This is a genomic window from Enterococcus devriesei (assembly GCF_001885905.1).
Taxonomy (GTDB): Bacteria; Bacillota; Bacilli; order Lactobacillales; family Enterococcaceae; genus Enterococcus_A; species Enterococcus_A devriesei.
On the sequence record NZ_JXKM01000023.1, the window covers coordinates 1 to 10,905 of the forward strand.

The 10,905-nt window shown below is 30.8% G+C and carries 15 protein-coding genes and 1 tRNA gene; 4 read left to right on the forward strand and 12 right to left on the reverse strand.

Going from position 1 to position 10,905, the window contains the following annotated elements; translation table 11 throughout:
* Positions 1 to 587 precede the first annotated feature (587 nt).
* The 5 genes from RV00_RS16760 to RV00_RS15455 form a co-directional block, all read right to left on the reverse strand.
* Entirely contained in the window at positions 588 to 1,193 is a 606-nt protein-coding gene (locus RV00_RS16760; protein ID WP_254107894.1) for a mobilization protein, read from the reverse strand.
* Entirely contained in the window at positions 1,096 to 2,106 is a 1,011-nt protein-coding gene (locus tag RV00_RS16600) for a relaxase/mobilization nuclease domain-containing protein (RefSeq protein ID WP_071863436.1), read from the reverse strand. The genes RV00_RS16760 and RV00_RS16600 overlap by 98 nt, the downstream gene beginning before the upstream one ends.
* 165 nt (positions 2,107 to 2,271) lie before the next feature.
* The gene (locus tag RV00_RS15445) at positions 2,272 to 2,658 is read right to left on the reverse strand and encodes a plasmid mobilization protein (RefSeq protein WP_053023391.1); all 387 of its coding nucleotides are present in this window, start codon (positions 2,656 to 2,658) and stop codon (positions 2,272 to 2,274) included.
* A 262-nt stretch (positions 2,659 to 2,920) separates the two neighbouring features.
* The gene (locus RV00_RS15450) at positions 2,921 to 3,199 is read right to left on the reverse strand and encodes a hypothetical protein (RefSeq protein WP_071863437.1); all 279 of its coding nucleotides are present in this window, start codon (positions 3,197 to 3,199) and stop codon (positions 2,921 to 2,923) included.
* Positions 3,200 to 3,547: 348 nt separating this feature from the next.
* Positions 3,548 to 4,240 carry a YiiX/YebB-like N1pC/P60 family cysteine hydrolase gene (locus tag RV00_RS15455; RefSeq protein ID WP_071863438.1) on the reverse strand — a complete coding sequence of 231 codons (693 nt, stop codon included), beginning with the start codon at positions 4,238 to 4,240 and terminating at the stop codon, positions 3,548 to 3,550.
* Positions 4,241 to 4,340: 100 nt separating this feature from the next.
* On the opposite strand from RV00_RS15455, the gene RV00_RS15460 reads away from it, so the two are divergent.
* Positions 4,341 to 4,706 carry a hypothetical protein gene (locus RV00_RS15460; protein WP_071863439.1) on the forward strand — a complete coding sequence of 122 codons (366 nt, stop codon included), beginning with the start codon at positions 4,341 to 4,343 and terminating at the stop codon, positions 4,704 to 4,706.
* A 605-nt stretch (positions 4,707 to 5,311) separates the two neighbouring features.
* Here RV00_RS15460 and RV00_RS16500 read toward each other — a convergent pair.
* Positions 5,312 to 5,401, reverse strand: a tRNA-Lys gene (locus RV00_RS16500).
* 82 nt (positions 5,402 to 5,483) lie between these two features.
* Between RV00_RS16500 and RV00_RS15465 the strand changes: the two genes are divergently transcribed.
* Positions 5,484 to 5,963: a CHAP domain-containing protein gene (locus tag RV00_RS15465; protein ID WP_020360136.1), complete on the forward strand. Its 480-nt coding sequence runs from the start codon at positions 5,484 to 5,486 to the stop codon at positions 5,961 to 5,963.
* 70 nt (positions 5,964 to 6,033) lie between these two features.
* Positions 6,034 to 7,269 (forward strand): aminoacyltransferase, encoded by a 1,236-nt coding sequence (locus tag RV00_RS15470; protein WP_071863440.1) that lies wholly within the window; start codon positions 6,034 to 6,036, stop codon positions 7,267 to 7,269.
* Between the two features lie 54 nt (positions 7,270 to 7,323).
* Here RV00_RS15470 and RV00_RS15475 read toward each other — a convergent pair whose 3' ends face one another.
* The 3 genes from RV00_RS15475 to RV00_RS15485 all read right to left on the reverse strand — a co-directional run bounded on the left by RV00_RS15475 (position 7,324) and on the right by RV00_RS15485 (position 9,498).
* A complete protein-coding gene (locus tag RV00_RS15475; RefSeq protein WP_478210313.1) occupies positions 7,324 to 8,148 on the reverse strand; it encodes a replication initiation protein in 825 nt (274 codons plus the stop codon).
* A 700-nt stretch (positions 8,149 to 8,848) separates the two neighbouring features.
* Positions 8,849 to 9,121: a hypothetical protein gene (locus RV00_RS15480; RefSeq protein WP_071863441.1), complete on the reverse strand. Its 273-nt coding sequence runs from the start codon at positions 9,119 to 9,121 to the stop codon at positions 8,849 to 8,851.
* Positions 9,122 to 9,288: 167 nt separating this feature from the next.
* Positions 9,289 to 9,498, reverse strand: coding sequence for a helix-turn-helix transcriptional regulator (locus RV00_RS15485; protein ID WP_084133319.1), 210 nt, complete (start codon positions 9,496 to 9,498; stop codon positions 9,289 to 9,291).
* Between the two features lie 161 nt (positions 9,499 to 9,659).
* Here RV00_RS15485 and RV00_RS15490 point away from each other — a divergent pair, with 161 nt between their 5' ends.
* Positions 9,660 to 10,139, forward strand: coding sequence for a hypothetical protein (locus tag RV00_RS15490; protein WP_070005565.1), 480 nt, complete (start codon positions 9,660 to 9,662; stop codon positions 10,137 to 10,139).
* 12 nt (positions 10,140 to 10,151) lie between these two features.
* Here the strand turns inward: RV00_RS15490 and RV00_RS16505 are convergent, their stop codons facing one another.
* The 3 genes from RV00_RS16505 to RV00_RS15495 form a co-directional block, all read right to left on the reverse strand.
* Positions 10,152 to 10,322, reverse strand: a complete 171-nt coding sequence (locus tag RV00_RS16505; RefSeq protein ID WP_169818962.1) for a hypothetical protein — start codon at positions 10,320 to 10,322, stop codon at positions 10,152 to 10,154.
* Positions 10,323 to 10,418: 96 nt separating this feature from the next.
* Positions 10,419 to 10,562: a hypothetical protein gene (locus RV00_RS16510; protein ID WP_169818963.1), complete on the reverse strand. Its 144-nt coding sequence runs from the start codon at positions 10,560 to 10,562 to the stop codon at positions 10,419 to 10,421.
* Between the two features lie 94 nt (positions 10,563 to 10,656).
* A partial coding sequence (locus RV00_RS15495) for a hypothetical protein (protein ID WP_478210314.1) occupies positions 10,657 to 10,905 on the reverse strand: 249 nt, incomplete at its 5' end.

The following is a 10,905-nucleotide window of genomic DNA, read 5'->3' on the forward strand; positions in this document are numbered from 1 at the left end:
GAAACCAACCACATTTGTGGTGGCTTTTTATTATTTAAAAAAGCAATAAGTGATATAACTTTAATACATTATTCCAATTGCTTTATTGACATTGAGCCTCGGAACCCTTAATAAACCCTTAAACTGTCGACTCGTCGGTCTCATAGCTCACGCTATACCGACATTCGTCGAAATAGTTTAATTAAGGGTTCTTCTCAATGCTCAATAAATTTTCTCGGCATAATTACAGTGTAAAATAACAGTTTGAGTTTTGATAGTTTATATATAGCTGATTTTTTGCTAATGTATAAGTATAACTTACTTCCATATTTTGCAAACAAAACATGGAAGTAACTCTATTATTTGGATAATTCCTTAGAGACGGGCGTGCCCGTCTTTTTTTATTTCACTTTTTTTCAATCATGCACATGATAAATATAGTTATAGCTATAGACACTAAAGCGTTTTTCAAATAATAGAGATCATTTAAAAATACAACACTTAAAAATAACGCTCTTCCCATAGTACCTACTTTTAATTTTTAAGTTATTTTAAGCTTGATACAGCTTTTCCATTATCCAAAACGTGGTTTTGGTCCAACATTCATATTAAATACGCTTATACGCGCTTAAAATGGCATATATAAGCCCTCCAAATAAAACATAAGGCACAAGATAGAGAATAAGCATGAAATAACGCCATACTGAATGACCTGTTTTCAGAACATAGTTCAGCCATTCGTAAAAATGTTGCACACCTAACCAGTCACCTAACGGACTGAGCGCTAAAAAAGCAATCATGACTAAGGCAACGATAAAAAACATTGCTGTCATGCCTTGGGTTAAACGATGAAACGCTTGATCATATTGTTTCATGGCTGTGTCGTTGTGCTTGATACGTTCATCCATGGTTGCTTTATAATCGTTATTCGCTTGTCGCAGTTCGGCTTGGTTGGTTTGTAACTGCTCAATTGCCTTATGCGTGTCTGTTTTCACATCTTCCAATTCTTCTTGTATCGCCGTTTGAAAATCTTGTTTTAAATTATCATTATTAATGCGTTCGATATAGTGCTTCGCTACACTGATGAAACGCTTTTGTGTGATTTCAGTCGCTTGATTAAAGTTCGAGGCCGTTTTCTCGATCGTTGTTAATAATTCGTCGTGACGCTTGTTTTGCTCGTGCTCTCTCTTCTCGATTTCTTCGAGCCTTTTCATCAGCAAGTCTTGCTGACTCTGCAGCTTGTCGGCTACGCTCAAGCTCATTTGTGTCTTGGGCGAATTGGTCCCAATCTGCTTGAGTGACGCCTGTATCTCGTTCAGTTGCTTCATCACGGTTTGAAGTTGGTCGTTTTGGCTGGCATTCGGTGTCTGATGCTCGTTCTGTCTGTTGTTGGCGTTGTATTTGTCTTTCAAAGCCATCTTCGATACCTCCTTTATTGTAATCTTCGCCGAGTTTACGTCCACGCACCTTTTTATCTTCGGCTAAGTGTCGATAGGTAATGCTTTTGGGTGTGACACGTTCAATTTCAATACCATGTTGGTTTAAATGGTCTTTGAATTCATCCATATTGTTGGCTTGTGATTGGTCTATCGCCTCTCTAATCTCATCTTTCCATGAATATTGGGCTGTTGATTTCGTATTAGGATCAGCAATCGCTTTTTCCGTTTGGGTGTAGCGTAAGCGTGCTGTGTCTTTGTTTGGTACGCTTAAACCGTGTTCCATGCAAACCTCATCATTGAAATTTCTGACATTACGTAACGCTTGTTTATTATTGTTAAATTTCTTACCTGTTTCGAGGTCAATTGAATTGATCACGATATGATTGTGTACATGGTCTGTATCGGCATGCGTATAGACCGCCACTTGATGATTGGGTGCGAGCTTTTCAGCGAGTGCTAAGCCTAATTGATTACATTGTTCGGGCGTGACTTCGCCAGGTTTAAACGATTGGATAATGACATGCCCTTGATTCCCATCGGTTTTACCATATAACTCACGAGAAGCTTTAAAACTCGATTTGGCATAGTCTACATCACAATTTAAGCCACTTTTTTCGACAGCGCGTTTTTCAGCGTAATTAATCGCCCGTGATGTTGATTTGGTCGCACTTAATTTAGTTGTTGCCATTGTTATCACGCGCTTTTTTCTTTTTATATGATATATATAAATCAATACCTGTGATAAAAGTTAAAAGTGAAAAACACAAAATCACCGGAAATTGTGGATCAAAGAAAAGAAAATAAAACAATATAATTAAACACATCATAAATAAAATGGCACTTACAATCATTTTTATTTTTGGATCATGTTCCATATCTCATCTAACCTTTCACGTAATTCACTAATGTTACGTTCTAATGCTTCGTAGTTCGGTGCTTCATGTTGATGTTGGTTGCAATATTTCGCAATCTGATTGGCATTTGCGCCCAACATACTCAAATCTTTCGCTACCGATTGTCGCGTTGCTTTGTCCAATTTGGGTGCGACCAATCGGGCGCCTTGTGCCTTTTTCTTAACGAAAGCAGGCACACTCATATTTAAAGTTTCAGCTGATTGTTGTAACTTTAAATATTCGGATTCGCTCACACGAAAACTGATTTGTTTCGGCGCCTTACGGTTGGGTTTACGGTTTCGCCCAACAGTTTCGTCGCTAGCCACAAATGTGTTTTGTTCGCTCATACATCCCACCACGCTTTCTTCGAAAGATAACGCCTTTCTTACATCTTACTTTATATGATAAAGTAAGATTCATCAAGTCGTTAAGTGGTTTGGCAAGCATTGGCTTTGCTAGCCACTAACGTGGCAGACGCGCCAGCTTGTTGGGGATTATCCCCAAGCCCCTTATGGATTTTTTCTAACGAAAAAATAGTGGCTAATTGCTAGCCACTAAGTTCAAAACCATCAAAACCGCAGCAACCCAAAATGGTGGTTGCTATAATTATTAAACCCAAATAAAAAATACAATTAAAAAAGAAATGATAATAAGGTCAAAAATGATGTTCTTTATATTCCAAGTTAAAAAATCAGGGACACTATTAATAATTAACCCTGCTATCAATAAAACCTCACTAGCAAAGTGTATGTACTTTAAAAAAGAAAAATCAGATAAAGGAGTGCTTTTCATAAGCGAAAAAATAACAATACAAATAAAAGCTGTTCCCATAACAACATTGCCTATCTTATAATATTTTTCATAGTCTTCAGTTTCTCTTAAAAGCATTTAATCTCTCCTACTTTTTTGTTGTACCAATTATTAATAATACAAAAAATAGAAAATTTAATAAATAAAATATTTTTTCCCCTAAAGGATTTCCAATAATATTTTCATTCAATCCTATAATTGAACAAATTATAAAAATAACAATAATACTGGTTAAATAAATCTTATTTTTTAATAACATAAACCCCCCCTTTTTTGTTAATTATGTCACTTTTCTTTAAATTCATAGTTTACTAGAACACTTTGATAGTCATCATTTATGAGTTTCAACATGTATAGAGAAAAATATTTAAACATAAAAAGTCGCCTAAAAATAAAGAAGGCGACTTAAAAGACTAAAAAAGAGTTTTAATACGTTTTAACTTTTCTTAGTTTATATGCTTTTGATGAAATATTAGGTAATGCATAAGGAGAAATTATGTGAGAGCCAGGATCATATATTGATTTTTTACTAGCTCCGTATTTATAAGCTTGATAAACAATTTTAGAACAGTAAGTAGGATTTTTGGATTTTAATTTCGTATTAATTCCGTAGTTATATTTTTTTCCTACATAATTTTTTTTAGCCCAAGCAGCAGCTTTAGGTCCAGCTTTGGAATTTTTTGAACGATATATTTTCAACCAAGATCCTTTTCCAGAATATCTTTTTTTAAACCAAGATAAACTATGTACAGCAGGGTGATGACCTGAACCATAAATATGTAAAATCTTTTTACTACTTATAGCAATTGCAGCATGTCCAGTTAAACCCCAAGAACTAGTTTTATTAGAAATCAACACATCTCCAGCTCTTAAATGAAAAGCAGATCTGTAACCTGTTCCATCAGAATCATTGGCTAGTGATTGTTCGCCTTGCTTACTTTCCTCTAAATACTTATTCCATTGTTCTTCATCAACAGACTTATCTAAAACACCTTTTTCCTTTAAATCTTGATAATCTACAACATTAGAGTTTTCAGCATGCGCAGTTTCAAAAAATCCAATTGACGAAAAAGAAATAATTAATGTGAACGCAAGTACAAAAAATATTAATTTTTTCATTATTTCATATTCTCCTTTACTTAATTTTATTTACAATTAAACATTACATTAAATAAAATGATATTAAAAGAATAATTATATTGAGGAGAGAACTTTTAAAATGAAATGGTCAAAAATCATTATATTAATTTTATCTTTAGTTCCAATAGAATTTATCGGATTATTTACTGATTATCAAACAGGTTTATTAATAGGCTACATTCCATTTATAATAGTTGCTATATTAATGAGTATATCCATTTTTAAATTCGGCTTTAAAAATAATATAAGTATTGTAATAGGTAGATGCATTGGAATATTTCTTTCTTGGGTATGTGTTCATTTATTTATGAACATTTACGATTCATCAAATTATTTTAAACCTCTTACCACAGATATTTTTTCATTATTTTTAGGAGCTATTTATTTCATATTTATTATGCTTATATATTTAGTTATCTATGGTTTTTCTCACCGTAATAAGTGACTATTATATTACTTATATTAAAGGACACAAAGATTAATTTAACAACGTTTGTGTTTTTTAGTATTTATACAAACTAACTACCTATAATAGTTAATTATGTTAACTAAAAGAAAAGGCTTAAACGCTGTGAAATAAACGTTTAAGCCTTTTCCTTATGATTATTGGTTATGCATTTTTTATACATGCCTTTAACGACACGTTTTCATGTATTTTCATCAAGTCAAATTTTGTATCTTTATTCAGTTCTCAAGCGTCTAAGTGTTGCATACAGTATGCACGCATACTGTATGCATGTATATTGTATGCCTGCATACAAGTTTAGAGACATTTTGTTATAATTGGGAAGTCGTCTATCTCTCAGACGTCAATTTGACGTAGAGAGGAGGTGCGTACGCATGACTGCAATATTTGTTTATATCATAGTATCTATTTTTATAGATTGCTGTGGTGTGTTGTTTCGCTTTTGGCTAGAACAACGCAGTAAAAAATAGGCGACATAGCCAAACACCTAAAAACCCCAACCTATGGCAGTAGGTTGGGGTTTGGTGCGTTCATGACGCAATATTTGTTAAATCTATTATATTCTTTCATATACTTTTTGTAAACGGAGGGAGAAGGATTTGAACCAACGCGAGCAAAAAGCTCCTACCAAACACAAAGTGTTGGCCTCTTAAACCAGACTTGAGTACCCCTCCATAATAATATTAAATTTGTATATTATTTACTTTTAATATAATATTATAAACGGGGTCTGAAGTCAAGGAGGAAAATTCTTTGATGTTAAAAAAATTAATTACGTGTACTTTATTATCTTCGATAGCGCTAACAGGCGTTAATATGTTGGAATATAGTCCAAAAATTGATCAAAATCATATCGCTCAAGCAGCAGAAATCGATAAATATCCACGGCCGATAAAAAAACAACAGCCAAACTATCATACGAAAAATAATTGTACGTGGTACGTACATAATAAAAGAAATCAAACAAAAAGATATCTTCCATCTAGTTTTACAGATGCAAAAAATTGGCTTAATGAAGCCAAAAGAGCTGGATTTGCTACAGGTAAAAAACCAATAGCTGGCTCTATTCTTCAAACTTCTAAAGGCGGTGGTGGTTATGGCCATGTCGCTTTTGTTGAAAAAGTAAATAAAAATGGAAGTATAAAGATTTCAGAATACAATTACAATGTACGTTTAGGTTATGGCACTCGTACTTTAACTAAGAAACAAGCTGCGCAATACAATTATATTTACTAATTAGAACTTCAGACCCTAAATCCTGGAGCCCAACTCCAGGATTTACATTTTAAATGAAAAAGGTGGAAAAATGAAATTTGTTACATTAACAGAACAAGAATATCAATTATTTATACAAAAACATGTTGTACATTACACGCAATCTATTGCGCATTATAACTATAGACAAAAGCATAAAAAAGATGTCCATTTGGTAGGCGTTAAAGATAATGAAGAAGTTATAGCAGCGTGTTTACTATCTGAAGCACAAGTTTTAAAAATATTTAAATATTTTTATTCTCACAGAGGTCCAGTATTAGATTTTAATAATGAAAAATTAGTTGAATGCTTTTTTACTGGGCTAACTCGATATTTAAAACGACATAAAGGATTATTTGTTTTAGTTGATCCTTATATATTAGAAAGTAATAGAGATGCAGATGGACGTATATTGAAGTCATACGATAATTCCAATTTAATAAATCAACTCAACCATTTAGGCTACCAATATCAAGGTCATAGTATAGGATATTCTGATACAAGCCAAATACGCTGGTTATCTGTTTTAGATTTGGAAGGCAAAAACGAAAAACAAGTTTTAAATGAAATGGATTACCAAACTAGAAGAAATATTAAAAAGACATACGAGATGGGCGTAGAGGTTAAAACATTAGACATTTCACAGACAGACCAATTCTTTGAATTGTTCCAAATGGCAGAAGAAAAGCATGGCTTTAAATTTAGAGAAAAAGATTATTTTGAAGAAATGCAAAAAATCTATAGTAATAATTCAGCTTTGAAATTAGCGTATATAGATTTAAAAAAATACTTAAACCAGTTAAATAACAAAGAGTTAGTGCTTAATGAACAATTAGAAGAAATTAAAGCAAAGCTAAAAGATAACCCAAATTCAAAAAAGAATAAAAATAAGTACCAAGAATTAAATAAACAATTAAAAAGTAACCAAAAACATATTACAGAAACTAAAAATTTAATCAAAAGTGACGGCGACGTACTTCATTTAGCGTCAGCATATTATATCTGGAATAAAGATGAGATTTATTATTTATCAAGTGGATCTAACCCTAAATACAACCAATTTATGGGAGCATATCGATTACAATGGGATATGATAAATTTTGCATTAAATAATAATATACCGAGATATAATTTTTATGGTATTACTGGAGATTTTAGTGAAAATGCTGAAGATTATGGTGTACAGCAATTTAAAAAAGGTTTTAACGCCCATGTCGAAGAATACATTGGAGATTTCATCAAACCTCTACGCCCTATTTTTTACAAAGTATATAAGTTACGTAAATAACACAATAAAAATAGGATGTTCCTATATAGAAACATCCTATTTTTATTGTGTTATTTATTCTTTCCAGTCCAATTTAAGCTGCTTTAAAAACTCTTCTTTATCCTTTTCTAGTTGGGGGTCAAAATCGCTTTGGAGTTGCTGTCCATACGTTCGTTCCTCTAACCATTTTGGCGTTTTTTCACGACTCATATATTGACGTGACTTACCTATATTTGCTATTTGTGGTTGTCGTTTATTGTGAATGCGTTTCTCAGCATCAAAGGTAAATTCTAACCATTTAATTTTACGTCCTTTTTTAGCTTTGATTTTATTAATGTGAAGATTATTAAAAATTGAAGAAAGTTCATTAATTATTGGCTTTAATACACGTTTGGTTATATCATTCATCTGATAAGTTTTAGGTATATCTAGGCGATTTTTAAAATCATCTATATTTATTTTTAAATAACCAGTATGTTTATATTGTTTAAGCAATCTAAACATATTTTTAGCGTAAGTAGATTTAAGATGCGTCATTTCTTTTAATTCAAATTTTGTAAAATCAGCTGTTATAGAATTTAAAATATGTTTTAAATCAGAATTAACACTAATAGATAAACATTCTTCGTCTAAATCTACTTTATATGAAGTAAATAGAACAAATTTTTCAAAAGATCTACCATTACGTTCAACATATGTTAAATTCAACATTTTATCATATACGTGTTCTAAATCATTAATAAAACGTTCTTGAGAACGTGTATAGTAGTTACTTAAATATTTTAATTCTTCAAAAGGAATAATTAGTTTTCTCGTATCTTGTTCTTTAAGTTTATTGCATAATGTAAAGAATAAATCTACTTCAGTACTTGTAAAACATCTTAATGGGACTAAATTCATTTCTATATACTACTGTTTCACCAGACATAAAAAACACCTCTCTGAATATATAAGTGACTTAAATTACAAAACGTCCCTTTTAGCATTTCGAATCCGTTGTCACTCTAAGGTTCAAATGACTCCTAAAAAAGTTTTAAAAAAATTATAAAAAGATATTAAAAAGTTCGGGGCAATTTGCCCCTCACAAATTCAAAAGACAAAAAGGAAACCAACCACATTTGTGGTTGGTTTTTATTATTTAAAAAGCAAAAAGTGATATAACTTTAATACATTATTCCAATTGCTTTATTGACATTGAGCCTCGGAACCCTTAATAAACCCTTAAACTGTCGACTCGTCGGTCTCATAGCTCACGCTATACCGACATTCGTCGAAATAGTTTAATTAAGGGTTCTTCTCAATGCACAATAAATTTTCTCGGCATAATTATACTACCTATTCTTTAGTTTCAATAAAAACTAGTTGGAACTTCACTAATAATATCAACTTTTTTGTTAAACTGATTTTTAATGTTATAACATGCTAATAGCATATTGTAATAATCGGCTATGCTATTCATGGCAGATATAAAAATTAATAACGAATAGCACTAGAAACGTTTACAGAAGTTAGACGTTAGTGCGCAAAAGGAACAATCAAATTCACTATATTCCTCTGTTAGTTAAAGTAATATACTATTAAACAAAAAACTAATATATATTCAATCAGTACTTTGTTTTTTATGAAAATCATCCAAACTAACAAGAGATATACTTTCTAATGAAAATTTATAAAAATCAAATTCAGGATAACTTTTTTCAGTGTCAACAACTAATTCTTGATATTCAATTTCATTATTAAAAATAATATCATTATATCCATAAGATTCTTGTTTCCATTTACCTTCTACAGGCATTGCAGGAAAATTTATCAATCTTTGTCTAACTAACCAATCAAAATAATCCAACTCATATCCAGGAATTATTTTTACCATTCTATTCCTCCTAAAATATTTATTCCAATTTCTCTATTTATCAACAATTCCATTTTAAAGTTACCTATAGGTCTATTTATACTAAGCGACCTTACTTAATGATTTTTTATTTTTTTATTAATATAACACTGTCTAAAAGCTTGGTCTAATATGACTAAGCTTTTTTGTTAAACTAATTCAAATTCTTTATTAATGAGTTCTTCAACACTTAAATTATAATAACCTGATAATTTCAAAAGATTATAAGCATCTGGTAAACATTTATCATTTTCCCACTTGTTTATCGTTTGAATGGAAACTCCAATTTCTTTAGATAAAAATTCTTGGCTAACGTCTTTTTTAATTCTTAGTATCTTTAAATTCTTTGATAACACCATTAAAAATTCCACCTTTTATTAATTTAATTTACTTATATCTTTTATAACCTTAATTTTAAAAATTGAACTGTTATACATAAATTTATAAATATTTACAGTTTTAATCAAATTTAGGAAATTTAAAATAATGATTGTAAATACAATAAAAGGAGGAAATGAAAATGAAAAAGAAAGTGATAACAATACTTGCAGGTGCTGTATTATTATCACCTATAAGCGCAGCTTTACCTAATAATATTCATACTCCACAAATTAACAAAGAAGCTTCAGCTAAATCTAAATACAAATTAGAAAGTGTTGAATCAAAAAATGTAAGCGTGAAACAACAGAAAAAGCAAGATAAAGACGAAGCTATTAGCAATGCAATATTATCACTTGGCATAGGAGGTATTCCTGGTTATGCTGGTAAAGCAGGAAGTGCTTTACTAACGGCACTTGGACTCAAAGGTAGCATTGATCAAATAAATAAAAATTATGCGCCATTAACTGTAAAAAAATACCACTATGTGCCAAAAAAGAAAGCTTCAGGTCCAAGTGGAGATATGAGTGGATATAATATGGGCTACTACGTAATAAAAGTATACAACCAAAAAACAGGTAAAAAAGTTTCTAGTAAAACAATACCTATACAAAGAGCATAAAAAGAACGGAGATTAATCTCCGTCCTTTTTTTTATAAAAATTTTCTATAAGTATAAAACCTATAATACCTAAAGTTACCGTTAAAAACATTTCTACCAATTTGTAATTACTCCCTAGTATTATTACTAAAATAATACATATTATAAACCAAATCGCCTTTACAAAACCTTTTGAAATATTCATATGTCTCTCCTTTAAAAGTTACTTTTAGAATATAACCAATAAATAAAATAATAAAGATAACACTATCAAAGAATCTACTAATATCTGTAAACTCTTTTACAAATTTTCATTTTTTTTACTAATTCCTATTCCTATAGCTAGTCCCATTAATGTTCCTACAGGAAATCCAAATATAAAACTAAAAAATACCGCAAACCCGCCTATATATAATGCTGGATGTATATTATATCTACTACTCATAACTTTTTATCTCTCCTTAGTCATGTTTTTTCTTTTTTATTGCTACGATAAATCCCATTATTAATGGAAATAAGAATAAAATATATATGTATTATTATTCCTCCCATTTTTCTTCTAAATGACGTTGAAATGCCTCTCGATCTTGTTTTAATTTTGCATCTTCATTATGCAACTCTTGATATTGTTTATATATCTTTTCGTCTAACCATTTAGGTGTTTTTTCACGATTGATATATTGGTGCGACTTACCTATATTAGTCATTTGTGGCTGTCGCTTGTTGTGAATGCGTTTCTCAGAATCAAAGGTAAACTCTAACCATTCAATTTTACGTCCTTTTTTAGC

Coding starts and splice junctions, on each gene's coding strand:
- RV00_RS15465 (WP_020360136.1), top strand. CDS start 5,484: ATGTTAAAAAAATTAATTACGTGTACTTTATTATCTTCGATAGCGCTA.
- RV00_RS16600 (WP_071863436.1), bottom strand. CDS start 2,106: ATGGCAACAACTAAATTAAGTGCGACCAAATCAACATCACGGGCGATT.
- RV00_RS15460 (WP_071863439.1), top strand. CDS start 4,341: ATGAAATGGTCAAAAATCATTATATTAATTTTATCTTTAGTTCCAATA.
- RV00_RS16510 (WP_169818963.1), bottom strand. CDS start 10,562: ATGAGTAGTAGATATAATATACATCCAGCATTATATATAGGCGGGTTT.
- RV00_RS15485 (WP_084133319.1), bottom strand. CDS start 9,498: ATGGTGTTATCAAAGAATTTAAAGATACTAAGAATTAAAAAAGACGTT.
- RV00_RS15455 (WP_071863438.1), bottom strand. CDS start 4,240: ATGAAAAAATTAATATTTTTTGTACTTGCGTTCACATTAATTATTTCT.
- RV00_RS15470 (WP_071863440.1), top strand. CDS start 6,034: ATGAAATTTGTTACATTAACAGAACAAGAATATCAATTATTTATACAA.
- RV00_RS15450 (WP_071863437.1), bottom strand. CDS start 3,199: ATGCTTTTAAGAGAAACTGAAGACTATGAAAAATATTATAAGATAGGC.
- RV00_RS16505 (WP_169818962.1), bottom strand. CDS start 10,322: ATGAATATTTCAAAAGGTTTTGTAAAGGCGATTTGGTTTATAATATGT.
- RV00_RS15480 (WP_071863441.1), bottom strand. CDS start 9,121: ATGGTAAAAATAATTCCTGGATATGAGTTGGATTATTTTGATTGGTTA.
- RV00_RS16760 (WP_254107894.1), bottom strand. CDS start 1,193: ATGAAAAGGCTCGAAGAAATCGAGAAGAGAGAGCACGAGCAAAACAAG.
- RV00_RS15475 (WP_478210313.1), bottom strand. CDS start 8,148: ATGAATTTAGTCCCATTAAGATGTTTTACAAGTACTGAAGTAGATTTA.
- RV00_RS15445 (WP_053023391.1), bottom strand. CDS start 2,658: ATGAGCGAACAAAACACATTTGTGGCTAGCGACGAAACTGTTGGGCGA.
- RV00_RS15490 (WP_070005565.1), top strand. CDS start 9,660: ATGAAAAAGAAAGTGATAACAATACTTGCAGGTGCTGTATTATTATCA.